Origin of the sequence: Micromonospora sp. CPCC 205739 (genome assembly GCF_036906795.1) — a bacterium.
In the GTDB taxonomy this organism is placed as follows: domain Bacteria; phylum Actinomycetota; class Actinomycetes; order Mycobacteriales; family Micromonosporaceae; genus Micromonospora.
In genome coordinates, this window is sequence record NZ_JBAKHS010000005.1 from 112,196 (window position 1) to 136,806 (window position 24,611).

Below are 24,611 nucleotides of genomic sequence, written 5' to 3' on the forward strand. Positions count from 1 at the left end.
CCACTCCTCCACAGAATGTAGAACCACACTTCTAAGAACTGTGGTTCTACGAAATGCGCGCGCCGGCTATGCAGGTACCTCGGCGTGAGAGGCGACGCCTGCCCGGCCGGGTGCACGTCCGGGATTCCAAGGATCGTGACGGCGGGGTGTTGACCTTCTCGGCGAGTGCCTGGCGGGATTTCGTGGAACTGGCCCGCAGCCGCTGACCATCCGTCACCCGCGCGACACGCCCTCCATGATCGTCAGCAATCGTCCGGCGGTCCCGCCGGTGTTCCAGAGCGGAAAAGGGCAGAGGATCAACAGTGGCGGGCCGGTCAGCCGCCGAACCAGCCGGGGACGTCGAGGCGGAAGAAGTGGGCCGGGGTGACCCGCCGTAGGTCGTCCTCCATCGCGTCGACCCGGTCCGCGCCGAGGGTGGCCGCCCAGCGTGCGCGCAGCTGGTCGAAGACCGCCGCCGAGCGGCGCAGCCCGTCGACGCCCCGCTCGGTCGTCCGGACCAGCTTCCGCCGCGCGTCGCGCGGGTCGTCGGCGCGTTCCAGGTAGCCGAGGGCGACCAGCCGGTCCACCGTCTTGCCGGCGGCCTGCTTGGAGATGCCGAGCCGCTGGCCCAGCTCGGTGGCGGTGGTGCCGTCGGCGCCGACGGCCTGGAGGACGAAGCCGTGCAGGGGCCGCAGGTCCGGGTGCCCCTGCCGAGCCAGTTCGGCGTGCAGGTCGTCGATGAGCGTACGGAAGCCGGCCAGCAGCAGCAGGGGCAGCAGGAAGCCGGGCCGTTCCGACTCAGGCGTTGCCACGTTCGACAACCAGGTTTACGATTTGGACAACCACGTTGACGATCGTACGTCACGCCGATGCCCGGTCGCGCGCCGCCGCTCGGGCGCGCCCCGACCCGACCAGGAAGCAGGTTCCCCGTGTCCCGACGGGTCTTCACCGCCCACACTGCTGACACCGCGCCCGCCGCCGCCCGACCGACCGTGGCGGGAGTGCAGAAGAGGTTCGGCTACCTGCCCGCGCCGGTCGCCCTGATGGCCGAGTCCCCGCAACTGCTCCAGGGCTTCCTCTCCGCGAACAGCATCTTCGAGTCCGGCAGCCTCGACCCGCTGGAGCGCGAGGTCGTGGTGCTGACCGTCGCGACCCGGAACGAGTGCCACGTCTGCGTCGCGATGCACACCCCCACGCTCGCCCGGCACGGCGGCACGCCGGAACTGGTCGAGGCGTTGCGGGCGGCCGCGCCGCTGCCCGATCCGCGGCTGGAGGCGTTGCGCCGCTTCACCCTGGCCGTGCTCGACCACGCCGGCGCCGTCCCCGACGACGAGCTGCACGCCTTCCTCGACGCGGGCTACCAGCCACGACACGCCCTGGACGTGGTGCTCGGGGTCGGGACGTACACCATCTCCACCTTCGCCAACCGGCTCACCGACGCGCCGCTCGACCCGCCCCTGGCCGCGTACGCCTGGGGGCCGGCCGCCGCCTGAGGGCTCGCGGCAGGTCGCGACGTCCGGTGCGGTCAGCGGGTGGGCGCCGGACTGTCGGGCACGGCCGCGAGGACCGAGTCCAGGAGGCCGGGGAACCGGGCGTCGAGGTCTTCCCGGCGCAGGGTGTGCAGGATGATGCGGCCCTCCCGCCGGGCCCAGAGCACGCCGCCCTCGCGCAGGACCCGCCAGTGGTGGCTGGCGGTCGAGGGGGATACGTCCGGCAGGGTCGTGGAGCAGGTGAGTTCCTCGCCGCCGGCCAGCCGCTTGATGATCCGGAGGCGGATCGGGTTGGCCAGCGCCTCCAGCACCGAGTCGATGCGGAGGTCCTCGCGCGCCGGGTGAACGAAGCCCTTCATGCTTCGACTGTACGCGAACCGGGAGACAATCGAACTGTCGTGACCCAGGTCATCGTCCGACCGGTTGCCGGATCGCTCTCGACAATTCTAATGTTCACGAAGTAACGAACAATAGCCAGAGGGAGTCGAGCAGTGAGCGCTTACATGATCATCAGCGTCACCCCGGAGGACGCGGAGAAGATGGCGGACTACGAGGAGCGGACGCTGGCGGTGGTGGCCCGGTACGGCGGCCGCCCGGTGGCCCGGGACACCGACCCCGTCGTGCTGGAGAGTGACCACAAGCCCGCCATCGCGGTGGTCCTCGAATTCCCCGACAAGCAGGCGGTGCTGGACTTCTACCACTCGCCGGAGTACGCGCCGCTCAAGGAGTTCCGGCACACCTTCGCCCGGGCCAGTGCCCTGGTGATGGACGTGGCCGTCGCCTGAGGCCCGGGCTTGCGGGCAGCGGGCGTGAGCCGGGGCGTCAGGCGCCGATGCCCCGGCTCACACCACCCGGAGTCGTCGTCGCCGCACCCGGTGCGGGAGACTGGCCGCATGGCGGCTCGTGGCTTCCCGTACACCGATCTCAAGGACTTCCTCGCGGCGCTGGAGCGCGCGGGCGAGCTGCGGCGGGTCAAGGTCCCGGTCGACCCCACGCTGGAGATCAGCGAGGTGGTCACCCGGACCGTCCGCGCGGGCGGCCCCGCGCTGCTCTTCGAGCGGCCCACCCGGGGCGAGATGCCGGTGGCGATCAACCTCTTCGGCACCGAGAAGCGGATGGCGATGGCGCTCGGCGTCGAGTCGCTGGACGAGATCGGCGACCGGATCGGCGCGCTGGTCAAGCCGGAGCTGCCGGTCGGCTGGTCCGGCATCCGCGAGGGCCTCGGCAAGGTCATGCAGCTCAAGTCGGTGCCGCCGCGCAAGGTGAAGACCGCCCCCTGCCAGCAGGTGGTCTACCGCGGCGACGACGTCGACCTGAACCGGCTGCCCGGTCTCCAGGTCTGGCCCGGCGACGGCGGGATCTTCCACAACTACGGGCTGACCCACACCAAGCACCCGGAGACCGGCAAGCGCAACCTCGGCCTCTACCGCCTTCAGCAGCACAGCCGCAACACGCTGGGCATGCACTGGCAGATCCACAAGGACTCGACCGCGCACCACGCCGTCGCCGAGCGGCTCGGGCAGCGGCTGCCGGTGGCCGTCGCCATCGGCTGCGACCCGGTGGTCAGCTACGCGGCGAGCGCCCCGCTCCCCGGCGACATCGACGAGTACCTGTTCGCCGGCTTCCTGCGCGGCGAGCGGGTCGAGATGGTCGACTGCCTCACCGTGCCGTTGCAGGTGCCCGCGCACGCGCAGGTGGTGCTGGAGGGCTACCTGGAGCCCGGCGAGCGGCTGCCCGAGGGGCCGTTCGGCGACCACACCGGCTACTACACCCCGGTCGAGCCGTTCCCGGTGCTGCACATCGAGACGATGACCATGCAGCGTGACCCGGTCTACCACTCGATCGTCACCTCCAAGCCCCCGCAGGAGGACCACGGCCTGGGCAAGGCCACCGAACGGATCTTCCAGCCGCTGCTCAAGCTGCTGATCCCGGACATCGTCGACTACGACCTGCCGGCCGCCGGGGTCTTCCACAACTGCGCCATCGTGTCGATCCGCAAGCGCTACCCGAAGCACGCGCAGAAGGTGATGAACGCGATCTGGGGCGCGCACCTGATGTCGCTGACCAAGCTGATCGTGATCGTCGACGAGGACTGCGACGTGCACGACTACAACGAGGTCGCCTTCCGCGCCTTCGGCAACGTCGACTACGCCCGGGACCTGCTGCTCACCGAGGGCCCGGTGGACCACCTGGACCACTCGTCGTACCAGCAGTTCTGGGGCGGCAAGGCGGGCGTCGACGCGACCCGCAAGCTGCCCGCCGAGGGCTACACCCGGGGCTGGCCGGAGGAGATGACCATGTCGCCGGAGGTCGCCTCGCTGGTCGACAAGCGCTGGAAGGAGTACGGGATCTGATGGCGGTCCTCGACGCGCCGGCCGAGAAGCCGGGCCGGATCAAGTCGTTCCTCAAGCTCGTCGCCATCGAGCACTCCGTCTTCGCGCTGCCGTTCGCGTACCTGTCGGCGCTGACCGCGATGCAGGTCGACGGCGGGCGGGTGCGCTGGCTCGACCTGCTGCTGATCACCGTGGCGATGGTCGGGGCGCGGACCTTCGCGATGGCCGCCAACCGGATCCTCGACCGGCGGATCGACGCCCGGAACCCGCGTACCGCGAACCGGGAACTGGTCACCGGGGCGGTGAGCGTACGCACGGCCTGGACCGGCGCGGCCGTCGCGCTGGTGGTCTTCCTGGCCGCCGCCGCGCTGCTCAACCCGCTCTGCCTGGTGCTCGCGCCGCTGGCCGTGATCCCGCTGGTCGTCTACCCGTACGGCAAGCGGTTCACGAACTGGCCGCACGCCATCCTGGCGATCGCCCAGGCGGTCGGCCCGGTGGGCGCCTGGCTCGCGGTCACCGGCACCCTGGACGGCTCCTGGCCGGCCTGGCTGCTCGGCGCGGCGGTGGGGCTCTGGATCGGCGGTTTCGACCTGATCTACGCCTGCCAGGACGCCGACGTCGACCGGGAGATCGGGGTGCACAGCGTCCCGGCCCGGTACGGCCTGCGCTTCGCGCTGCACGCCTCCACCGTGGCGCACGTGATCACCTTCGCGCTCTTCATCTGGTTCGGCGCGCTGATCGGCTTCGGCTGGCTCTGGTGGATCGGCCTGGCCCTGACCGCCGTCGCCTTCGGCTACCAGCACGTGGTGGTCAGCCCCACCGACCTGAGCAAGGTCAACCGGGCCTTCTTCACCGCGAACGGCTTCGTCGGCATCGCCCTCTTCCTCTTCGCCCTCCTCGACCTCACCATCCGCCTCAACCTCCACCCCTGACGCCGGCTTTCCCGCCGCCAACGCGACGGGGGTCAGCTGGTGTGGGGGGTGGGGTAGCGGGCGCTTTCGAGGGTCCAGTCGAGGGTGCCGCGGACGGCGTCGGCGATGCCGTCGAGGTGGGTGGTGACCGCCGCGTCGAGGGCGGGGCCGAACGACGGCGCCTCCGCGCGCAGGGCCACGAAGAGGTCCATCGTCGCCCGCCACCGCTCGGCGACCAGGTCCACGGCGGTGTCCAGCGGCACCTTCCGCTCGGCGGCCACCGCCAGCACCAGGTTGTGCCCGCCCGAGGTGGCCCGGTCCCGCTCCAGCGACGCGAGGTCGTTGTACCAGGAGAGCAGGTCGTTGCCGAGGTCACCGATCCGGCGCAGCGACGGGTGGTGGTAGACCGGGTCCGGCAACGGCCGTCCGGTCGCGAACTCGATCAGCGGGTACGAGACGTACGCCGCCGACGTGGCCCGGCGCAGCTCGACGTACTCGGCCACCGAGGGCTGCCGGCCGAGGTCCTTGGCGACCGACTCCCGCCACGTGCCGTCCAGGTGGTGGCCGACCGCGTCGGCGAAGCGCAGCCGCCAGCGGGCCGGCATCCGGCGGCGGGGCACCCGCCAGGCCTCCACCAGCAGCCGGCGCAGCGGCCCGCCGAACCCGGGGTGCCGCCCGCGCGGGCCCTCCCGCAGCAGGCTCAACGCCCCGGCCCGCAGCGCCCTGATCTGGTCCGGGCTGAGCCGGTCCGGCCCGTCGCAGGCGTCGTCGACCAGGAAGAACCAGGTGAAGAGGGTGGCCAGGGTACGTAGGTCCGGCTCGGTGGCGTCCGGGTAGAGCCGGCCCGCGTACCGGGCGAAGCCGGCCCGGTTCAGCCGCTTGCGGGCCGCGTCGTCCAGCGGCAGACCCAGCCGGGGCAGCCGGTCCAGCAGCCAGCCCTGCACCTGGTCCGCGTGCGGCGAGAGCCGGGGCGGGATCGGGCACGCGGCCCGCAGCGACCGGAGAACCTCCTCGATCATGGTTTTCGATCCCTCCCGTACGGCGTGGATCGCCGACGGCAGCATGGCAGGTCCGCTCCACCGCCGTCGTCCCGGCGGACAGCGGGGCACCCCGGCGACACGCTGTGCGGTGGTGGGACGGGGGTCGCCGGGCGGGGCGCTAAGGCGACCAGGCAGGCTGGACGACATGCGCGAACCATGGGTGGTCGGGGTCTCCGGCGCGTCGGGCACGCCGTACGCGGCGGCGGTCGTCAACGGGCTGCTCGACGCCGGCGAGCCGGTGGACCTGATCGTCTCCCGGGCCGCCCGGCTGACCGTGCTCGACGAGACCGGCCGCCCGTTCCGGGACGGCCACTGGGCCGAGGATCTGGCCGCCTGGCTGGGCCGTGACCTCGCCGACGCCGACGTGCGGCACTGGCCGGCGGGGGACATCGCCGCCGGCCCCAGCAGCGGCTCCTACCGGGTACGCGGGATGGCGGTGGTGCCGGCGAGCACGGCGGCCTGCGCGGGCATCGCGATCGGGCTCTCCAAGGATCTGTTGCAGCGCGCGGCCGAGGTCAACCTCAAGGAGCGCCGGCCGGTGGTGGTGGTACCCAGGGAGACGCCGGTGACCCGTAGCCACCTGGAGCACCTGATCGCGCTGCACGACGCCGGTGCGGTGGTGCTGCCGGCCAGTCCGGGCTTCTACGGCTCCGGGGCCGCGGCCACCGCGCAGCAGTTGGTCGACTTCGTGGCCGGCAAGGTGTTGGACGCCCTCGGCGTGCCGCACACGTTGTTCCGGCGGTGGTCGGGGCAACTGGCCGCCGACCGGTCGTAGCGAAAGCGGAAACTCACCTCAGACGGGGCGCGGACCGGACCTGTCGGCCGGCCCGCGTATCCGTCTCGCACCATTCAGTACATGCCGGCGTTGGCCGGGCCCGGTCCGGTCGAGGCGGCGGGACCGACATTTCGCGGCTTGCCCATGTCTTCCGCCTCGTCCAGCATGCCCTCCCCTTCCAGCAGGGCCCGCACCTCGGATTCCCGAAACCGGCGATGCCCGCCTGGAGTCCGGATGCTGCCGATCCGGCCGGCCGCCGCCCAACGCGTCACAGTCTTCGGGTCAACCCGAAACAACGCAGCGACCTCACCCGGTGTCAGCAGGCGATCTCCAGTGTCCACAGCCCCCTCCTCGCGTCGACGAAGCCCCCGGCTGAACACACTGCCCCCGGCCGGTGCGAGCCCAGAGCCGTCATGAGGGACGTATGGCAATTACAGCACCAGCGACATGGCCTGTCCGCCAAACGCGAAAAACGCACTGAGTGGGAAGTTAGTAAATGGTACCGGTGCGGAGCCCCTTTCACCGCATGTCTGCGAACTGTGACGCGCTGTCATGTTCAACGGGTGCCGGCCGTCCGACGTTACGCCCGGCCAGCTAGGGTCACACTCCGTGGACGCCATCGACCTCAGCCTCGTCGACCTGCTGCGCGGCAACGCCCGCCTGTCGTACGCCGAACTCGCCCGGCAGGTCGGCCTCTCCGCCCCGGCCGTGCACGAGCGGGTCGGCAAGCTGGAGTCCGGCGGGGTGATCCGGGCGTACCGGGCGGAAGTGGAGCCGGAGGCGGTCGGGCTCGGGGTGACCGCGCTGATCGGCATCGTCGAGGACTCCGGCGGGGACGCCGAGGACGTGCTGGAGGCGTTCCGGCAGATGCCCGAGATCGAGTCCTGCTACTTCATGGCCGGTGTCGAGTCCTTCCTGCTCAAGGCGCGGGTCGGCACCATCGCGGAGCTGGAGCAGCTGATCGTGCGGCTCAACCGCACCCCGGGCGTGGCGTCCACCCGGACCGGCATCGCCCTGTCGACCAAGTGGGAGAACCGCCCGCAGCCGCTCGGTCCCCCCGGCACCTGACCGTCGGGGGTCTGGCGCCGCCCGCCCGACGGCGATACCTTGCGCCGATGACGACCCCCGTACGCGGCACCGCCGTGGTCACCGGCGCTGCCGGTGGACTGGGCCGGGCCATCGCCGCCACGCTGCACGCCGACGGCTGGGCCGTACTCCTGACCGACCTGGACGCCGGTGCGGCCGCCACCGCCGCCGCGCCGCTCGGGGGCTGGTCCCGGGCGCTGGACGTGCGCGACGAGGCCGCCTGCGCCGAGGTCGCCGCCGAGGCGGCCGGCGCGAGCGCCGACGGGCTCGGGCTCTGGGTCAACAACGCCGGCATCCTGGTCACCGGGCCGTCGTGGGAGCACGACGCGGCGACCCGACGCCGGGTGGTCGAGGTGAACGCGCTCGGCGCGATGACCGGCACCCTCGCCGCGCTGGCCGTGATGCGCGCTCAGGGGCACGGGCACGTGCTCAACGTCGTCTCCCTCGCCGGCCTGATCGCCGCGCCCGGCGAGACCGTCTACGCGGCCAGCAAGCACGCGCTGCTGGCGTTCAGTCTCGGTACCCTGGCCGACCTGCGGATGGCCGGCCTGGCCGACGTACACGTGTCGTGCCTCTGCCCGGACGGGATCTGGACGCCGATGCTGCACGACCGGCTCGACGACCCGGAGGCGGTGGCCTCCTTCACCGGGACGATGCTGACGCCGGAGCGGGTCGCGGCCCGGGCCGCCCGGCTGGCCCGCCGCCCCCGCCCGGTGGTCAGCCTGCCGCGCTGGCGCGGCGCGCAGGTACGACTGCTGGACGCGCTGCCCCGGCTGGCGCTCGCGCTGACCCCGGTGATCCGGGCGACCGGCCGGGCCGGGCAGCGCCGGCAGCGGCACCGGGCCGGGCCGGACGGGAGCTGAGCTCGCTTGTAACGTTGCCGGCGTGACTCATCTCGACCGGTGCGACGAGGCCAGCCGGACGTGGGTGACCGAGGCGATCGCCACGGTCGAGGCGGACGCCAACCGCTCCGCCGACACCCACCTGCTGCCCTTCCCGCTGCCCCGGGCGTGGGGGATCGACCTCTACCTCAAGGACGAGTCGGTCCACCCCACCGGCTCCCTCAAGCACCGGCTGGCCCGCTCGCTCTTCCTCTACGGGCTCTGCAACGGCTGGATCGGCCCGGAGACCACGATCATCGAGGCGTCCTCCGGCTCCACGGCGGTCTCCGAGGCGTACTTCGCCCGGATGCTGGAGCTGCCCTTCGTCGCGGTGATGCCCGCCTCCACCTCGCCCGAGAAGATCGCCCAGATCGAGTTCCACGGCGGGCGCTGCCACCTGGTCGAGGACCCGGCCAAGGTGGTGATCGAGGCGCGCTGGCTGGCCGAGGACAGCGGCGGGCACTACATGGACCAGTTCACCTACGCCGAGCGGGCCACCGACTGGCGGGGCAACAACAACATCGCCGAGTCGATCTACGCGCAGCTCTCGCTGGAGCGGCACCCGATCCCGGCGTGGGTCGTGGTGGGCGCCGGCACCGGCGGCACCAGCGCCACCATCGGCCGGTACGCCCGTTACCGGCGGCTGCCCACCAAGCTCTGCGTGGTCGACCCGGAGAACTCGGCGTTCTACCCGGCCTGGCAGGCCGCCGACTGGTCGGTGCGCACCGGTCGCGGCTCGCGGATCGAGGGGATCGGCCGGCCGACGGTCGAGGCGTCCTTCCTGCCCTCGGTGGTGGACCGGATGACCCAGGTCCCCGACGCCGCCTCGCTGGCCGCCATGCGCGCCGGCTCGGCCGTGCTCGGCCGCCGGGTGGGTGGCTCCACCGGCACCAACCTCTGGGGCGCCTTCGGGCTGATCGCCGAGATGCTCGCCGCCGGGCGGACCGGCTCGGTGGTCACCCTGATCTGCGACGCCGGAGAGCGGTACGCCCACACCTACTACGACGACGGCTGGGTGGCGGCGCAGGGGCTGGACCTCGCCCCGCACCTGGCCACCATCGAACGGTTCCTGACCAGCGGCGCGTGGCCGGCCTGAGCCGGGCGACTCAGCGGGCGTCGGCCCGCTCGGCCAGCCCGGGATAGCGCAGCACCAGGCCGTCGGCGTCGAGCACGATGTCGGCGCGGAAGGTGTCGCTGGCGAACCGGATTCGCCCCGGCCCGAGCGGGGTGTAGACCTGCTCGGCGGGGACCACCTCCAGGCTGGGCGTCCGCACCCAGGCGACGGTCACCGTGTGCGCGAGGTCCGGCGCCCCCGTGGCCAGCCCCAACCGCCGGATCGGCAGCGTGTTGAAGAGCGGCGACCCGCTCAGGTCGACGTCGAGGGCGTCGTGCAGCCGGTCCGGGTCCTCGGCGCCGGGCAGCCCGGCCGGCGGGTGCCCGGCGGCCCGCAGCGCCGCGTCCAGGTCGCCCTGCTCGGCCGTGGTCACCCGCCAACCGTCCGCGCGGCGCTCCAGCCGTACGTTGCGCGACCAGCCCGCCCCCTCGACCGCCACGTGCAGCGAGGTGGTGGCCCCGTCCGCGCCGGCCGTCAGCTGGTAGCGGCACGTCCAGGGGACGGGTTCGACGGCGACCTGGGTGCCGTGCGCGACGAAACCGGGGCCGTCGTCGAGGACGGTGTGCTCGGCGCCCGCGACGTCCGTCCGGCTCCAGAAGAGTGACCTCGGCATGATGCGGACGTTACGCCAGCCGGCCGAGGTCGGCAGCGCATGCGGAAACGCCGCCGCGGAGCGCGAGCTCCGCGGCGGCGTGCCGGGTGGTCGGTGGATCAGTGGGTACGCGCCGGCGGCCGGCCGCCGAAGCCACGCCGCTCGTCGCGCGGCCGCTCGTCCCGGCCCCGCCCCTCGGAGCGGAACCCGCCCCGGCGGTCGGTGCCGCGCTGCTCGCCGCCGAAGCGCCGCTCGCCCTGCGGCCGGTCGCCGAAGCGAGGCTCGCCCCGGTCGCCGGCGCGCTCGCCCCGGTCGCCGTAGCGGTGCTCGCCGGTCGGGCGGTCGGTGCGGTCGCCGAAGCCCCGCTGGCCGCGCTCGCCGAACGAGCGGTCGCCGGCCGGCCGGTCGCCACGGCCGTCGAAGCGCCGCTCACCCCGGTCGCCGAAGCTCCGCTCGCCGGTCGGGCGGTCACCGAAGCGCTCGCCGCGCCCGTCGTAGCGGCGCTCGCTCTGGGGGCGGTCGGAGTGGCCGCGGTCGCCGAAGGAACGCTCGCCCGCCGGGCGGTCGCTGCGGCCGTCGAAGCGGCGCTCACCGAAGCGCTCGCCGCGTGCCTCGCGGTCGCCGAACCGGCGCTCGCCGGTCGGCCGATCGCCGTAGCGCTCGCCGGTGGGGCGGTCGCCGTAGCGCCGCTCGCCGGTCGGCCGGTCACCGTAGCGGCGCTCGCCCCGGTCCGGGCGGTCGCCGAAGCGGCGCTCCCCGGTCGGGCGGTCGCCGTAGCGGCGCTGCCCGCCGGAACGGCGCGGCTCGGGCTCCTCGCGCACCGGGACGCCGCTCGGCTCGCGGGCACCGGTCAGCTCGGCCAGCGTCGGGTCACCGGCGCGTACCCGGGTCTCGGCCGGCGCGACGCCGGCCTTCTCCATCATGGCCAGGGTGGTGCGGCGCTGCTTCGGCAGCACCAGGGTCGCCACCGCGCCGGACTCGCCGGCCCGAGCGGTACGCCCCGCGCGGTGCAGGTAGTCCTTCGGGTCCTTCGGCGGGTCGATGTGCAGCACCAGGGTGACCCCGTCGACGTGGATGCCCCGGGCGGCCACGTCCGTGGCGACCAGGACGTTCATCCGGCCCTCGCGGAACTCGGCGAGCGTCTTGGTGCGCATCCGCTGGGTCTTGCCGCCGTGCAGGCCACCGGCCCGTACGCCCACCGCGGCGAGCTGCTCCACCAGCCGGTCCACCCCGAGCTGGGTACGCGCGAAGAGCATGGTCCGGCCGGACCGGGCCGCGATCGACGCCGCCACCGCGAACTTGTCGTGCGGCGGGATCAGCAGCATGTGGTGGTCCATGGTGGACACCGAGGCGGTCGACGGGGCGGTCGAGTGGGTCACCGGGTCGGACATGAACCGCTTGACGAGCGAGTCCACGTCGCCGTCCAGGGTGGCCGAGAAGAGCAGCCGCTGGCCGCCCGCCGGCGTCTTCGCCAGCAGCTCGGTCACCTCGGGCAGGAAGCCCATGTCGGCCATCTGGTCGGCTTCGTCGAGGACGGTCACCTCGACGTCGTCCAGGTGGCAGACGCCCCGGTTGATCAGGTCGCCGAGCCGGCCCGGGGTGGCCACGACGATCTCCACGCCACGGCGCAGCGCGTCGATCTGCCGGTCGTACGGGACACCGCCGACGGCGGTCTTCAGGAAGATGCCGACGGCCTTGCCCAGCGGCATCAGGGCGTCGTTCACCTGCATGGCGAGTTCCCGGGTGGGGACCAGCACCAGGGCCCGGGGGTGCAGCGGACGGGCCCGGTTGCGGTCGGCGAGCCGGGCGATCAGCGGCAGCCCGAAGGCGAGGGTCTTGCCGGAGCCGGTCTGGCCCCGGCCGAGCACGTCCCGGCCGGCGAGGGCGTCGGGCATGGTGGCGCGCTGGATCTCGAACGGGGTGGTGATGCCCTGTCGGGCGAGCGCCTCGACCAGCGGCCGGGGCAGGCCCAGGTCGGCGAAGGTCACGTCGGCGACGGGGGCGTCGCCTTCGGTCTGGTCGAGGACGGACGGAGTGGTGCCGGGGTCAGCGGAGATGGTCAAGAAATGCCTTTCGAGCGGGGCGCATCTTCGCGATGGCCCGCTGCGGCTGCACGCCGCCGAATCGCCCGCAAGATCGCCCATGGGCGCGCACCACGCGCGCCAGGTCAATGATCTCTACCAGTGTACGGCGGCCCGGCGAGGCCGCCAGTCGATCGCGAGGGGGTAGTGGGCGGGCTCACCCTCGCCCGGCGTACGACCCGCCCGGCGGGAGGGGCGCGCCCCCGCTCCGGCTCACTTGTTCAGGATGCTGCCCACCAGCCCGTCCATGGCGTCGTTGGCGAGCAGGACGACCAGCACACTGATCGCCACCAGCAGCCCCAGGGAGGCGGCCAGGACGACCACCACCCGGGCCGTACGGGACCGTTCGGTCGGCGTGTCGGCCCAGCCCTGGGCCAGGATGTGGCCGGTCAGCGAGCCGGAGTTCTCGAGCGGGTTGCCGGCCGGGAAGGAGACCGTCGCGAAGCCGGGCCCCTCGGTGCCGCCGTAGACGGTGCTGGCCAGGTCCGGCCCGCCCCGGTAGGGCGTACCGGGCCGGGCGGAGCCCCCGGCGGCCGGGGTGCCCCAGGCGGGCCGCTGGACGGCCGGCGGGACCGGTGTGGCGGGTGGGGCCGAGGCGGGCGCCGCGGCCCGGGCGGGCGGTGCGGAGACCGGCGCGGCGGCCCGGAACGACGGCGAGGCGGGCGGGGCTGCGGCCGGCGGCGTGGAGATCGGCGGGACGGTGAAGGAGGGCGTCGAGGCCGGCGGAGCGGAGAACGGTGGGGCCGAGGCCGGCGGGGCGGTGGCGGGTGGTGCGGAGACCGGTGCCGTGGCGCGGGCCGACGACGTGCCTGCGCCCGGCATGGCCGGCGGCGGCGGGAACGGCGGGGCCGGCATCGGGCCCGGCGGGGGCGGGGGCGGCGGCACCGGGGGCCCGGGCGGAGGTACCGGCGGGCCGGGCACGGGCGGGATCGGACCGGGCGGGGTCGGGCGCGGCCCCGGCGGGGTCGGGCTCGGCAGCGGCGGCACCGGCGAGGGGAACGGCCCGGGGGCGGGCGGCTCCGGGATCGGCGCGGGCGCGGGCGGGGTCGGGCCGGGCGGGGCAGGGCTCGGGGCGGGCTCCGGCTCCGGCGTCGGCGGGGTGGGCGGCTGGGCCGGCTCCGGAGGCTGGGCGGGCTCGGGCGGCTCCGGGTTGACCGGGGTCGACCGGTAGACCGTGGCGGCGCCACCACCGGCCCGGGCGACCGCACCGGCGGCGGCGTCCTCGGCCGAGATCCGGCTCAGCCCCGGCACGGAGGCGCTGGCCCGGGTGCCCGGCGTCGAGCCGCCGGCCCGCTGCCCCGGTACGGACGCGGCCCCGACGACCGGCGCGGCGGCGGCCGGCATGCCCGCCGGCCGGGCGGCCTCGGCCCGTTCGACGGAGCTCTCCGCACCGGCAGGGGAAGCGACGGCCGGGCTCTCCTCGCCGACGGGGTCCGGTGCGCCGCCCCGGTAGGTGGTGCCGGCGGCGGGCGGCGTCGGCAGGTGGCCGTCCTGCGGTGGCGCGGCCACGGTGGCGACGCTGGCCCGGGCGCGGGCCGGCGCGGCGGACGACTCCGCCGTGGCCGGCGACGGGTCCACGCTCGCGCGGCCGGCCGGGCCGTCCCCGGGCGGCGAGGCGTCGGTCGCGGCAGGCGAGCCGTCGGTCGCGGTCGGGGTGGCGTCCGTGCCCGGGTGCGGGGCGTCGACACCGGACGGTCCGGTCGGCGCGGAGCCGGTCGTGGTGGCCGGTTCGGGCACGGATCCGCGGTCGACGGTCTCCGCCGGAATCTGTCGCTCGCCCATGCTCGCCCTCCGCGCCGCGCTCGCACCCGTACCCGTGACACCGGACCGGATGTGCCTGGGTGTCACGGTGCCACATTCCACCCCGCCGGCACAGCCGGAGCGGCGTACCGCAGTGTGCCGTCCGGTCAGGCGCCGGTGCTCGCCGAGGCCGAGGCCGGGGCGCTGCTCGCCGGAGCGCTGGTGGCCGGGGCCAGGCTGCTCGGCGCGGTGCTCGGCTCCGCGCCGCCGGTCGGGCTCGGCGCAGCGGAGCTCGTCGCGCTCGCCGTCGGCGACGGGCTCTGCGACGGCGACGGCGAGGGCGACGGCGACGTCGGCGGGGTGGTCGGGCGCGTCGGCGGCCTGGTGGGCGCCTTGGTGGCGGTGGGCGAGGGGTTCGGCGCCGGGGTGGTCGGCTTCGGCGACGTCGAGCCCGTCGGCTTGGGGGCCGGCGTGGTGGGTGCCGGCGGCGGGGTGGCCGGCGCGGGCACCGCACCGACGACCCGGGTGGCGGCGTAGAGGCCGGACCACCGGACGGTGGAGATCTTGACCACGTCGCCGGTGGAGGGGGCCTGCACCATCTTGCCGCCGCCGATGTACATCCCGACGTGGTGGATGGTCGTCCAGCTGCTGCCCGAGGCGAAGAAGAGCAGGTCGCCGGGGAGCAGGGCGCTGCGGTCCACGGAGCGGGCCCGGGTGGCGTAGTACTGGTCCCGGGAGACGCGGGGCAGGTCGTAGTAGCCGGCCGACCGGTACGCGGCCCACATCAGGCCGGAGCAGTCGAACCGGTCCGGCCCCTCGGCCGACCACAGGTACGGGTCGCCGAGCTGCGCCAGCGCGTAGCGGACGGCGGCGAGGGCCTGCGGGCTGGCGATCAGGCCGGTGGCGCTCTGCCCCTCGACGTAGCCGGCCCCGAGCTTCTGTTCGGCGGCCTCCTGCTGCCGTTCCAGCTCGATCAGCTGGGCCTGGTTGTCCGCGCGGAGCTTGACCAGCTTGCGCTCGTTCTCCCGCAGCGCCCTCTCCACCGCGGTGAACTGCTCCTCCGCCCGGCGGACCCGGTCCCGCGTGGCGGCGGCGGCCTGGGTGGCGACCTGCTCGGCCGTACGGGCCCGGGAGAGTTCACCGGCCGCGGCGGTGGTGGAGCCCTCGGCCTGCTCGCCGCGGGAGATCCGCGACAGGTCGCTGAGCCCCCGCAGGTCCTCGGCGATCTGGCCGGGTGGCAGGGCGGCGGCGGCCTTGAAGGCGTCGGCGGCGACGGCGTCGGCGCGCTGCTGGGCGGCGGCCAGGGCGTCGCGGGCGCGGGCCAGCTCGCCCTCGGCGGCGGTGAGCTGCGTCCGGGCGTCGTCGCGCTGCTGGCGGAGCCCGAGCAGCTGGTCGCCGAGCTGGCCGTTCTGCGTCTCCAGGGCGGTGATCTGGGTCAGCAGCGGGCTGGTGACGACGCCACCGACCGGCAGGGTCGGCCCCGCGGTGGGCAGGCCGGTCACGCCGCCGGAGAGGCCGGGTGCCGCGCCGGGCAGCCGCAGGCCGCCGGTGGCGACCGGGCGGGAGCCGGTGTCGGGCACGGCGTTGGGCAGCGCGGGATCGGCGTACGCGGGGGTGGCCAGGGCCATCGCGGCGACGGCGCCGAGCAGGGCCGACCAGAGCGCGGGGCGCAGCACCGGCGAGATCACCGGGCTCCTGCGTCGTCGCTGCCGTCGCCCGTGCCCGCTGTCGACCATTCCGCTCCCCGTCCGGCGCGCTCGTGCCGCGCACGGTGGGCGCGGCGACCGGGACGCTACCAGTGTGTGTCGCGCCCCACCCTGTCTTACCGCACCGAGGCAGCGATGTCGATGCGTGGCCCGGTCACGGGAACCTGAGAGTCCGGTGAAGTACGTCGCGGGCGGTGCCCGTGCTGCCGGGTCGTCGGCGGGCCGACGTAGGCTCGACGCGGACCGTAGCTGGAAGGGACGTGGCTTTCGATGGACGCCGGACTCAAGCGCGAGCTCGAAGCGAAGGTGTACGCCGGTGAGCGGCTGACCCGGGAGGACGGGATCGCGCTCTACGACAGCGACGACCTGGCCTGGCTGGGGCGGCTGGCCCACCACCGCCGCACCGAGCTCAACGGCGACCGGGTGATGTTCAACGTCAACCGGCACCTGAACCTGACCAACGTCTGTTCCGCCTCGTGCGCGTACTGCTCGTTCCAGCGCAAGCCGGGCGAGAAGGACGCGTACACGATGCGCATCGACGAGGCCGTGCGCAAGGCCAAGGAGATGGAGGACGAGCAGCTCACCGAGCTGCACATCGTCAACGGTCTGCACCCGACCCTGCCGTGGCGCTACTACCCGAAGGTGCTGCGTGAGCTGAAGGCGGCGCTGCCGAACGTCAAGCTCAAGTGCTTCACCGCCACCGAGGTGCAGTGGTTCGAGAAGATCAGCGGGCTGAGCGCCGACGAGATCCTCGACGAGCTGATGGACGCCGGCCTGGAGTCGCTGACCGGCGGCGGCGCGGAGATCTTCGACTGGGAGGTCCGGCAGCACATCGTCGACCACGAGTGCCACTGGGAGGACTGGTCGCGGATCCACCGGCTGGCCCACTCGAAGGGCATGAAGACCCCGTCGACGATGCTCTACGGCCACATCGAGGAGCCCCGGCACCGGGTCGACCACGTGCTGCGGCTGCGCGAGCTGCAGGACGAGACGGGTGGCTTCGCGGTCTTCATCCCGCTGCGCTACCAGCACGACTTCGTCGACTCGGCGGACGGCAAGATCCGTAACCGGATCCAGGCCCGCACCACGATGGCGTCGCCGGCCGAGTCGCTGAAGACCTTCGCGGTCTCCCGGCTGCTCTTCGACAACGTCCCGCACGTGAAGTGCTTCTGGGTGATGCACGGCCTCTCGGTGGCCCAGCTCTCGCTCAACTTCGGCGTGGACGACCTGGACGGCTCGGTCGTGGAATACAAGATCACCCACGACGCCGACTCGTACGGCACCCCGAACACCATGCACCGGGACGACCTGCTGCACCTGATCTGGGACGCCGGCTTCCAGCCCGTCGAGCGGGACACCCGCTACAACGTGGTCCGGGAGTACGACAAGGCCCCGTCGCTGGCCGAGCGGCGTTCCGAGCCGCAGCAGGTCTGGGCCTGAGCCGGCCGTATCCTCGTAACACGATGACCGAGCAGCGGAGCGGGTTCCCCCGGCGCGACGCCGAGGGGCGCGTCCTCACCCTGGGCGACCTGCTCGGGGTCAGCCTCGCCGGGTGGGTCATCGGGGTGCTGGCGCTGGTGCTCTTCGACTGGGCCTTCGCGTCGATCGGCGCGGGGGAGTTCGGGCGCACCAACGGCTGGCTGGCGGTGATCCTGCCCGCGTGGCTGTTCTGGGACGACTTCCGGGCCTGGGAGTTCGGCGCCGCCCGGGTGGTGGCGGCGCTGTTCGCCGCCGTCGTCGCGGTGGTCGGCGGGCTGCTGGTCGCCGGGGTGGCCGACGGCCTGGCGCCGCTGCTCACCGGCGGCCTGGCCGCCCTCGCGTTCACCCTGGTGTACGCGGTGCTCTGGTTCCATGGCGTGCACTGGCTGGCCCGACGCACGGGCTGAACCCCGCCCGGGTCATGCCGGCGGCGGAGAACGGAGTGGGAACGTGAGCGCGGCGGTCAAGTACACGCTGGGCCGGATCGGGCTGTTCGTCGTGGTCGTGCTGGCCCTCTGGCCGGTCGAGATGAACGTCTTCCTCAAGCTGATGCTGGCGCTGGTGTTCTCCGCCGCCGCCTCGTTCTTCCTGCTGAAGGGCTGGCGCGACGAGATGGCCGAGGAGATGGCCGTGGCCGCCGAGCGGCGGCGCGCGGAGAAGGAGCGGCTGCGCTCGGCGCTGGCCGGCGAGGACCAGCCGACCGAGGGCGAGCCCGGCGACCGGCGCGCGGACGGCTAGCACCGACGATCCGGCGGGCGGGCCGGCACGGTCCATCAGGAGCGTGCCGGCCCGTTCCGTCGGAGCGGTTACCAGTTGGTGGAGCCCGGCACCGTCGGCCACGGCCGATCCGCCGGCTTGATCAGGTACGCGATGCCGCCGGAGCCGCCGGCCACCGTGCCGTTTGCCCGGTAGCGCTTGGTGCGCAGCCAGATCTGCTCGAACTGCTCCCGCTTGTAGACGTTGCGCACCTCCGCGTTCGACGAGGAGGCCGGGTCGTTGACGATCACGTCACCGTCGGCGGTGAAGCCCACCACCACGAAGAGGTGGCCCGAGGTGCCGTAGTTGGAACCGTCCAGTTCGGTGCCGAGGAAGGACTGCGAGGTGACGACGGGGATGCCGGCGGCGATGAAGCGCTCCACCTCGTCCAGCGAGTGCAGCCGGGTCACCCGCGCGTCGATCCCGGGGAAGCCGGCCGCGTACGCGGTGTTGTAGGGCCAGTTGCCGGCGCCCGCGTACTCGTAGTCCCAGGTCATCCGCGCGGCGTGGGCGACCTGCGGGTCGGTGTAGCCGGGGGTGACCCAGGACAGGTCCGCGGCCGACGGGCCGCGGCCGTAGTACTCCAGCACCATCGTGGTCGAGGTGGGGCTGCACCAGACCTGCCCGCCGCCGCCCCACTCGGGGTAGTTGCCCCGGTGGATCATCTGGGAGCGGGCCGGCACGGGCAGTTCGGTGCCCCAGGCGATGCCGCCCTTGCTGGGGGTGACGGTGAACCGGTCCGGCACGTGCGAGCTCATCGCGCCGAGCATCCGGACCCGGGGCGACGCCGTCTGGCCGGGTGCCCGGTAGAGGTTGAGCCGCAACTGGTACGACTCCAGCAGCACCCCGGCCTTGGCGTCGTCGATCGAGAAGGTGTCGGTCCAGATGGTCGACCAGGGGTCACCCTGACCGTCCAGGGTGGCCCGCTTTATGTCCTGGTCGCCGGAGGCCCAGCGCCCCATCACGTACCAGGGGGTCGCGGTGCCGGTGTTGTAGGTGCCCTGGAGCTCCACCTGGATCCAGGTGCCGGCCGGGGTGTCGGCGTTCCAGGAGGCGACCAGCTCCGTGGCGGCGAAGCCGATCTCGGTACGCGGCGAGGTCCAGGTGGCGTACTCCCAGGTGCGGGTGGCGCCGCCGTGGGGGTCGGTGACCGTGGTGGTCCCGACGGGCCGGTCGATGGTGATGCCGGTGCGGTGGCCCGGCACGGCGTAGGTGCCCTGGTGGGTGCCGGAGCGCCAGTCGGGGTGACTGGACCACTCCTGGAAGGTGATCTGCTCGTCGTGCGCGACGACGGGCAGGTTGTTGTCGGCCTGGGCCGGGACCGTGGTGCCGACGAGGGTGAGCGCGGCGACGCCGGCGAGGGCGACGGCGCGCAGGGATGTGCTGGCCATGGCAACTCCGCGAGGTGGGGAATCGTTGCCGTTCACTGTCCCGCTTGGAGGGAACTTCCGCCAGATGTGAAGACATGGAAAATAATTGCCGACGGGAGGATGCGGCCGGGATGGACCATGACAATGATGAACGTTGATATGACCATGTGACTCCTGGTGAAGTGTGCGGACAGCGGGATCTCCCGTACTCCGAGGAGGTTGTCCATGGCCCTCCGCACGTCCCCACTCCGCCGCCGGCTGGCGCTGGCCGTCGCCGTCGGGCTCGGCTTCGTCACCGTCGCCGCCGGGCCGGTCTCCGCCCGACCCGCCCCCGACCCGGAACCGGCCGCCGCCAGCTACCGGGTGCTCGGCCCGCGCACGGTGGCCGACCGGAACGCCGTCGCCCGCACCGGCGCGGCGATCGACTACTCCGAACACGGCGTGCTGCACGTCTCGGCCACCCGGGCCGAGGCGGCGGCGATCACCCGGCTGGGCTTCCGGCTGGAGTCCGACCCCACCCCGACTCCCCACGACCATGCCGGCACCCTCGCCTTCCCGCCGGCCGACTCCAACTACCACGACTACGCGGAGCTGACCGCCGTCGTGAACCAGGCGGTCGCGGACCATCCGGCCATCGCCCGCAAGATCAGCATCGGTACGTCGTACGAGGGCCGCGACCTGATGGCGGTGAAGATCTCCGACAACGTCGGCACCGACGAGAACGAGCCGGAGATCCTCTTCAACGCCCAGCAGCACGCCCGGGAGCACCTGACCGTCGAGATGGCGATCTACCTGCTCAACCTCTTCACCGACAGCTACGGCAGCGACTCCCGGATCAGCAACATCGTCAACTCCCGGGAGATCTGGATCGTGCCGACGGTCAACCCCGACGGCAGCGAGTACGACATCGCCACCGGCTCGTACCGCTCCTGGCGCAAGAACCGGCAGCCCAACAGCGGCTCCACCGCCGTCGGCACCGACCTGAACCGGAACTGGTCGTACCAGTGGGGCTGCTGCGGCGGCTCGTCCGGCACCACCTCGTCGGACACCTACCGCGGCCCGTCCGCCTTCTCCGCCCCGGAGACCCAGGCCCTGCGCAACTTCGTCAACAGCCGGGTGGTCGGCGGGACGCAGCAGATCAAGGCCAACATCGACTTCCACACCTACTCGCAGCTGGTGCTCTGGCCGTTCGGCTACACCACCGCGAACACCCCCACCGGGATGAGCGCCGACCAGTACAACACCTTCGCCACCATCGGCCAGCAGATGGCGAACACCAACGGCTACACCCCGGAACAGTCCAGCGACCTCTACGTCGCCGACGGCACCAGCATCGACTGGATGTGGGGCGCACACGGCATCTGGGCGTACACCTTCGAGATGTACCCGGGCTCGGCCACCGGCGGCGGTTTCTACCCGCCGGACGAGGTGATCCCCGCGCAGACCTCCCGCAACCGCGACGCCGTGCTGCTGCTCTCCGAGTACGCCGACTGCCCGTACCGGGCGATCGGCAAGCAGGCGCAGTACTGCGGCGGGGGCGGCGGGACCACGGTCTGGTCGGACACCTTCGAGACGGCCACCGGCTGGACCATCAACCCGGCCGGCACGGACACCGCCACCACCGGGGCGTGGGAGCGGGGCGCCGCCCAGGCGACCAACTCCTCCGGGGCCAAGCAGCTCGTCCCGTACGCGGGCGCCAACGACCTGGTCACCGGTCGGCTCGCCGGCACGGCGGCGGGTGACTACGACGTCGACGGCGGGGTGACCAGCGCCCGTTCCCCGGCGGTGACCCTCCCGGCCACCGGCACGCTCACCCTCTCGCTCGCCTGGTACCTGGCGCACGGGTCGAACGCCTCGTCGGCGGACTACCTGCGGGTCAGCGTGGTGCACAACGGCGGCACCACCACCCTGCTCAACCAGGCGGGTGCGGCCACCGACCGGGACGCCGCCTGGGCGGTGGCGAACCTCAACCTGACGCCGTACGCCGGGCAGTCGGTGCGGATCGTGGTGGAAGCCGCGGACGCCTCCGGCGCGAGTCTGGTCGAGGCGGCTGTGGACAACGTCACCATCACCAGTTCCTGATGCCCGGGTGGGGCCCCGTTCCGCCCCCGACGGGGCCCCACCCGCCCCTCCCGTCCGGACGATCTCCGCTGGTCGTGCGCTACCGTGGCGTCGACCAACCGCAGCGAAGCCGGTGTGAAACCGGCGCTGTCCCGCAACTGTGATGCCCCGCCCGTCGGGGACGAGCCAGGTCGCCTGCGTCAGTGGTCGCGACACGCGCTCTCGAGGAAGGGCGCCTCGCGGACGGGTACGCAAGGTCCCTGTCGGCGAAGCACCAGGCTCCTCGACCGACAGGAGGACAGATGTCCGGACGTACCCCCCGGCTGCTCGCCGCGACCCTCGCGGTGGCGGCGCTGACCCTCGGCGCCTGCGCCGAGAAGACCTCGAACGACACCCCCGCCGCAGGCAGCAGCGGCTCGGCGGCCACCTTTCCCGTCACGGTCGGCAAGCTGACGCTGGAGAAGCGCCCCGAGAAGATCGTCTCGCTCTCGCCGAGCGCGACCGAGATGCTCTTCGCCATCGGCGCCGGCAAGCAGGTCACCGCCGTCGACGACAACTCCAACTACCCGCCGGAGGCGCCGAAGAGCGACCTCTCCGGCTTCCAGCCCAACGCCGAGGCGATCGCGGCGAAGACGCCCGACCTGGTGGTGCTCTCCAACGACACCAACAAGATCGTCGACCAGCTCACCACGCTGAAGATCCCGGTGCTGCTCACCCCGGCGGCGGCCACGCTGGACGACTCGTACCGGCAGATCACCGACCTGGGCGCGCTGACCGGGCACCCGGCCGAGGCCGCCGACGTCACCAGGCGGATGAAGGACGACATCGCCAAGCTGGTCAAGGACCTGCCGCAGCGGTCGGAGAAGCTGACCTACTACCACGAGCTGGGCCCGGAGCTGTACACCGCGACCAGCAAGACCTTCATCGGCTCGATCTACGCCCTGGCCGGCCTGGAGAACATCGCCGACGCCTCCGACGCCGACGGCAAGAGCGGCGGCTACCCGCAGCTCTCCCAGGAAGTGATCGTCAAGGCCGACCCGGACTTCGTCTTCCTGGCCGACACCAAGTGCTGCCAGCAGACGCCGGAGACGGTCAAGGCGCGCAGCGGCTGGGCCGGGATCACCGCCGTGAAGAACAACCAGGTGGTCGTCCTCGACGACGACATCGCCTCGCGCTGGGGCCCGCGGGTGGTCGACCAGCTCCGCACGGTCGTCGACGCGGTCGCCAAGGTGCCGGCGTGACCGTCCCCCGCCCGTGACCGTACGACCCACGCAACCCCGACCGGCCGGGACGCCCGAGGCGTCCCGGCCGGCCGGCGTGCCCGCCGCCCGCGACCCCGCCCCGGCTCCGGACCAGCCGGGCGACCCGTCGGCGGCGCGGCCGGTGACCGTCGGTACGGCCCGACCGGCCGGGCTGCGCCGACGCTGGCTGGCCGCCGGGCTGGGCGCGGTGCTGGTCGCCCTGATCACCGGGGTGTCGCTCGGCCCGGTCAGCCTGCCGCCCGGCAGCGTCGCCGCTGAGCTGCTGAACCTGCTGCCCGGGGTGCACCTGGACAGCGGCCTGACCGCCGGCGAGATCGCCATCGTCACCGAGCTGCGGCTGCCCCGGGTGGTGCTCGGCCTGCTGGTCGGTGCGCTGCTCGCCCTGGCCGGCGGCGCGTACCAGGGGGTGTTCCGCAACCCGCTGGCCGACCCGTACCTGCTGGGCGTGGCGGCCGGGGCGGGGCTGGCGGTCACCGCGGTGATCGCCCTCGGCGCGGCTGGTACGGCGCTGACCGGGCTGCCGCTGACCGTGCCGCTCGCCGCGTTCGCCGGCTCCCTCGGCGCGGTGGCGATGACGTACCTGCTGGGGGTGGCCGGCGCGCGCGGCCGGTCCCCGGCGACGCTGATCCTGGCCGGGGTGGCGGTCTCGGCGTTCCTCTCGGCCGGGCAGACGTACCTGCTGCAACGGCACTCGGACAGCATCCAGCTGGTCTACTCGTGGCTGCTCGGCCGGCTCGCCACCGCCGGCTGGCACGACGTGCTGCTGGTCCTGCCGTACTTCGCGCTGACCGCGGTCGTGGTCCTGCTGCACCGTCGCGAGCTGGACGTGCTGTCGCTCGGCGACGACGAGGCCAGCAGCCTCGGGCTGCACCCGCAGCGCTCCCGCTACCTGCTGATCGCCGCCGCCTCGCTCGGCACCGCGGCGGCGGTCTCCGCCTCCGGGCTGATCGGCTTCGTCGGCATCATCGTCCCGCACACCGTGCGGCTGCTCGCCGGCTCCAGCTACCGGGTGATCCTGCCGCTCTCCATGCTCTTCGGCGGCGCGTTCCTGGCGCTGACCGACGTGGCGGCCCGGACCGTCGCCGCCCCGGCCGAGATCCCGATCGGCGTGGTCACCGCGCTGCTCGGCGGCCCGTTCTTCGTCCTGGTGCTGCGCACCTCCCGGCGGGTGCTCTCGTGACACCCGCGGTCGAGGTGCGCGACCTGCACGTCAAGCTCGGCGGCGTGCCGATCCTGGCCGGGGTCGACCTGACCGTCGCGCCCGGCGAGTGGGTCACCGTGATCGGTCCGAACGGCGCCGGCAAGTCGACCCTGCTGCGCGCCGTCGGCGGCCTGCTGCCCGCACCGCACGCCGTCTCCCTCTTCGGTACGCCGCTGCGGGCCCTGCGTCCCCGCGAGCGGGCCCGGGTGGTGGCCACCGTCGCCCAGTCCCCGACCGTGCCGGCCGGGATGTCGGTGCTCGACTACGTCCTGCTCGGCCGCACCCCGTACATCCCGCCGCTGGGGCGCGAGTCCGCCGCCGACCTGGCGGCCGTGCACGAGGTGCTGGACCGGCTGGACCTGGCCGCGTTCCACGGCCGCGAACTGGCCACCCTCTCCGGCGGTGAGCGGCAGCGGGTCTTCCTGGCCCGGGCGCTCGCCCAGGGTGCCACCCTGCTGCTGCTGGACGAGCCGACCAGCGCGCTGGACATCGGCCACCAGCAGGAGGTGCTGGAGCTGGTCGACCAGTTGCGTCGGGCGCACGGGCTGACCGTCTTCGCCACCATGCACGACCTCTCCGTCGCCGGCGAGTACGCCGACCGGCTGGTGCTGCTCGCCGACGGGCGGGTGGTGGCGGCCGGCCCGCCCCGCGAGGTCCTCACCCAGGAGCTGCTCGCCACGCACTACCGTGCGCACGTCCGGGTCATCGACGGCGACCACGGCCCGCTGGTGGTCCCCATCCGCCCCCACTGACC

25 protein-coding genes and 1 riboswitch are annotated in these 24,611 nt (G+C 73.5%); of the genes, 16 read left to right on the forward strand and 9 right to left on the reverse strand.

Features of this window, described 5'->3' with window-relative positions; translation table 11 throughout:
* The first annotated feature begins 68 nt into the window (after positions 1 to 68).
* Positions 69 to 206: a DUF397 domain-containing protein gene (locus tag V6U88_RS10860; RefSeq protein ID WP_442934612.1), complete on the forward strand. Its 138-nt coding sequence runs from the start codon at positions 69 to 71 to the stop codon at positions 204 to 206.
* A 108-nt stretch (positions 207 to 314) separates the two neighbouring features.
* Here the strand turns inward: V6U88_RS10860 and V6U88_RS10865 are convergent, their stop codons facing one another.
* Positions 315 to 791, reverse strand: coding sequence for a MarR family winged helix-turn-helix transcriptional regulator (locus V6U88_RS10865; RefSeq protein ID WP_334452074.1), 477 nt, complete (start codon positions 789 to 791; stop codon positions 315 to 317).
* Between the two features lie 117 nt (positions 792 to 908).
* Between V6U88_RS10865 and V6U88_RS10870 the strand changes: the two genes are divergently transcribed.
* Positions 909 to 1,472 carry a carboxymuconolactone decarboxylase family protein gene (locus V6U88_RS10870; protein ID WP_334452075.1) on the forward strand — a complete coding sequence of 188 codons (564 nt, stop codon included), beginning with the start codon at positions 909 to 911 and terminating at the stop codon, positions 1,470 to 1,472.
* Between the two features lie 32 nt (positions 1,473 to 1,504).
* Here the strand turns inward: V6U88_RS10870 and V6U88_RS10875 are convergent, their stop codons facing one another.
* Entirely contained in the window at positions 1,505 to 1,828 is a 324-nt protein-coding gene (locus tag V6U88_RS10875) for an ArsR/SmtB family transcription factor (protein WP_334452076.1), read from the reverse strand.
* A gap of 132 nt (positions 1,829 to 1,960) precedes the next feature.
* On the opposite strand from V6U88_RS10875, the gene V6U88_RS10880 reads away from it, so the two are divergent.
* The 3 genes from V6U88_RS10880 (at position 1,961) to mqnP (ending at position 4,734) form a co-directional block, all read left to right on the forward strand.
* A complete protein-coding gene (locus tag V6U88_RS10880) occupies positions 1,961 to 2,254 on the forward strand; it encodes a DUF1330 domain-containing protein (protein ID WP_334452077.1) in 294 nt (97 codons plus the stop codon).
* A 108-nt stretch (positions 2,255 to 2,362) separates the two neighbouring features.
* A complete protein-coding gene (locus tag V6U88_RS10885) occupies positions 2,363 to 3,823 on the forward strand; it encodes a menaquinone biosynthesis decarboxylase (protein ID WP_334452078.1) in 1,461 nt (486 codons plus the stop codon).
* Positions 3,823 to 4,734 (forward strand): menaquinone biosynthesis prenyltransferase MqnP, encoded by a 912-nt coding sequence (gene mqnP / locus V6U88_RS10890; protein WP_334452079.1) that lies wholly within the window; start codon positions 3,823 to 3,825, stop codon positions 4,732 to 4,734. Before V6U88_RS10885 ends, mqnP begins: the two co-directional genes overlap by 1 nt.
* A gap of 32 nt (positions 4,735 to 4,766) precedes the next feature.
* Here mqnP and V6U88_RS10895 read toward each other — a convergent pair whose 3' ends face one another.
* Complete coding sequence (locus tag V6U88_RS10895; RefSeq protein WP_334452080.1) at positions 4,767 to 5,732, reverse strand: terpene synthase family protein; 966 nt, start codon at positions 5,730 to 5,732, stop codon at positions 4,767 to 4,769.
* A gap of 166 nt (positions 5,733 to 5,898) precedes the next feature.
* Between V6U88_RS10895 and V6U88_RS10900 the strand changes: the two genes are divergently transcribed.
* Positions 5,899 to 6,528, forward strand: a complete 630-nt coding sequence (locus V6U88_RS10900) for a UbiX family flavin prenyltransferase (protein WP_334452082.1) — start codon at positions 5,899 to 5,901, stop codon at positions 6,526 to 6,528.
* A 74-nt stretch (positions 6,529 to 6,602) separates the two neighbouring features.
* On the opposite strand, the gene V6U88_RS10905 is transcribed toward V6U88_RS10900, so the two are convergent.
* Positions 6,603 to 6,869 (reverse strand): BldC family transcriptional regulator, encoded by a 267-nt coding sequence (locus V6U88_RS10905; protein WP_334452084.1) that lies wholly within the window; start codon positions 6,867 to 6,869, stop codon positions 6,603 to 6,605.
* Between the two features lie 268 nt (positions 6,870 to 7,137).
* Here V6U88_RS10905 and V6U88_RS10910 point away from each other — a divergent pair, with 268 nt between their 5' ends.
* From V6U88_RS10910 to V6U88_RS10920, 3 genes are read left to right on the forward strand one after another with little or no spacing between them, the layout of a single operon-like run.
* Positions 7,138 to 7,596 (forward strand): Lrp/AsnC family transcriptional regulator, encoded by a 459-nt coding sequence (locus V6U88_RS10910; protein ID WP_334452085.1) that lies wholly within the window; start codon positions 7,138 to 7,140, stop codon positions 7,594 to 7,596.
* Between the two features lie 47 nt (positions 7,597 to 7,643).
* Complete coding sequence (locus tag V6U88_RS10915; RefSeq protein WP_334452086.1) at positions 7,644 to 8,477, forward strand: SDR family NAD(P)-dependent oxidoreductase; 834 nt, start codon at positions 7,644 to 7,646, stop codon at positions 8,475 to 8,477.
* A gap of 22 nt (positions 8,478 to 8,499) precedes the next feature.
* Positions 8,500 to 9,591 (forward strand): PLP-dependent cysteine synthase family protein, encoded by a 1,092-nt coding sequence (locus V6U88_RS10920; protein ID WP_334452088.1) that lies wholly within the window; start codon positions 8,500 to 8,502, stop codon positions 9,589 to 9,591.
* A 10-nt stretch (positions 9,592 to 9,601) separates the two neighbouring features.
* On the opposite strand, the gene V6U88_RS10925 is transcribed toward V6U88_RS10920, so the two are convergent.
* The 4 genes from V6U88_RS10925 to V6U88_RS10940 all read right to left on the reverse strand — a co-directional run bounded on the left by V6U88_RS10925 (position 9,602) and on the right by V6U88_RS10940 (position 15,758).
* Positions 9,602 to 10,222 (reverse strand): putative glycolipid-binding domain-containing protein, encoded by a 621-nt coding sequence (locus V6U88_RS10925; protein WP_334452090.1) that lies wholly within the window; start codon positions 10,220 to 10,222, stop codon positions 9,602 to 9,604.
* A gap of 98 nt (positions 10,223 to 10,320) precedes the next feature.
* Positions 10,321 to 12,264 carry a DEAD/DEAH box helicase gene (locus V6U88_RS10930; RefSeq protein ID WP_442934613.1) on the reverse strand — a complete coding sequence of 648 codons (1,944 nt, stop codon included), beginning with the start codon at positions 12,262 to 12,264 and terminating at the stop codon, positions 10,321 to 10,323.
* Between the two features lie 231 nt (positions 12,265 to 12,495).
* On the reverse strand, positions 12,496 to 14,064 hold the full coding sequence (locus V6U88_RS10935) for a hypothetical protein (protein WP_334452093.1): 1,569 nt from the start codon (positions 14,062 to 14,064) through the stop codon (positions 12,496 to 12,498).
* Between the two features lie 125 nt (positions 14,065 to 14,189).
* Positions 14,190 to 15,758: a C40 family peptidase gene (locus V6U88_RS10940; RefSeq protein WP_334452095.1), complete on the reverse strand. Its 1,569-nt coding sequence runs from the start codon at positions 15,756 to 15,758 to the stop codon at positions 14,190 to 14,192.
* Positions 15,759 to 15,998: 240 nt separating this feature from the next.
* Between V6U88_RS10940 and mqnE the strand changes: the two genes are divergently transcribed.
* From mqnE to V6U88_RS10955, 3 genes are read left to right on the forward strand one after another with little or no spacing between them, the layout of a single operon-like run.
* Positions 15,999 to 17,168: an aminofutalosine synthase MqnE gene (gene mqnE / locus V6U88_RS10945; RefSeq protein WP_334452096.1), complete on the forward strand. Its 1,170-nt coding sequence runs from the start codon at positions 15,999 to 16,001 to the stop codon at positions 17,166 to 17,168.
* A 23-nt stretch (positions 17,169 to 17,191) separates the two neighbouring features.
* The gene (locus V6U88_RS10950) at positions 17,192 to 17,614 is read left to right on the forward strand and encodes a hypothetical protein (protein WP_334452098.1); all 423 of its coding nucleotides are present in this window, start codon (positions 17,192 to 17,194) and stop codon (positions 17,612 to 17,614) included.
* Positions 17,615 to 17,657: 43 nt separating this feature from the next.
* Positions 17,658 to 17,945 (forward strand): DUF4229 domain-containing protein, encoded by a 288-nt coding sequence (locus V6U88_RS10955; RefSeq protein WP_334452099.1) that lies wholly within the window; start codon positions 17,658 to 17,660, stop codon positions 17,943 to 17,945.
* Between the two features lie 68 nt (positions 17,946 to 18,013).
* Here V6U88_RS10955 and V6U88_RS10960 read toward each other — a convergent pair whose 3' ends face one another.
* On the reverse strand, positions 18,014 to 19,354 hold the full coding sequence (locus V6U88_RS10960; RefSeq protein ID WP_334452101.1) for a C39 family peptidase: 1,341 nt from the start codon (positions 19,352 to 19,354) through the stop codon (positions 18,014 to 18,016).
* 204 nt (positions 19,355 to 19,558) lie between these two features.
* On the opposite strand from V6U88_RS10960, the gene V6U88_RS10965 reads away from it, so the two are divergent.
* The 4 genes from V6U88_RS10965 to V6U88_RS10980 all read left to right on the forward strand — a co-directional run bounded on the left by V6U88_RS10965 (position 19,559) and on the right by V6U88_RS10980 (position 24,609).
* Positions 19,559 to 21,415, forward strand: coding sequence for a M14 family zinc carboxypeptidase (locus V6U88_RS10965; RefSeq protein WP_334452103.1), 1,857 nt, complete (start codon positions 19,559 to 19,561; stop codon positions 21,413 to 21,415).
* A gap of 55 nt (positions 21,416 to 21,470) precedes the next feature.
* Positions 21,471 to 21,610: riboswitch (cobalamin riboswitch) on the forward strand.
* 86 nt (positions 21,611 to 21,696) lie between these two features.
* Positions 21,697 to 22,635 carry an ABC transporter substrate-binding protein gene (locus tag V6U88_RS10970; RefSeq protein ID WP_334452105.1) on the forward strand — a complete coding sequence of 313 codons (939 nt, stop codon included), beginning with the start codon at positions 21,697 to 21,699 and terminating at the stop codon, positions 22,633 to 22,635.
* A gap of 142 nt (positions 22,636 to 22,777) precedes the next feature.
* Positions 22,778 to 23,836, forward strand: a complete 1,059-nt coding sequence (locus V6U88_RS10975) for a FecCD family ABC transporter permease (protein WP_334452366.1) — start codon at positions 22,778 to 22,780, stop codon at positions 23,834 to 23,836.
* Positions 23,833 to 24,609: an ABC transporter ATP-binding protein gene (locus V6U88_RS10980; RefSeq protein WP_334452107.1), complete on the forward strand. Its 777-nt coding sequence runs from the start codon at positions 23,833 to 23,835 to the stop codon at positions 24,607 to 24,609. Before V6U88_RS10975 ends, V6U88_RS10980 begins: the two co-directional genes overlap by 4 nt.
* Positions 24,610 to 24,611: the final 2 nt, after the last annotated feature.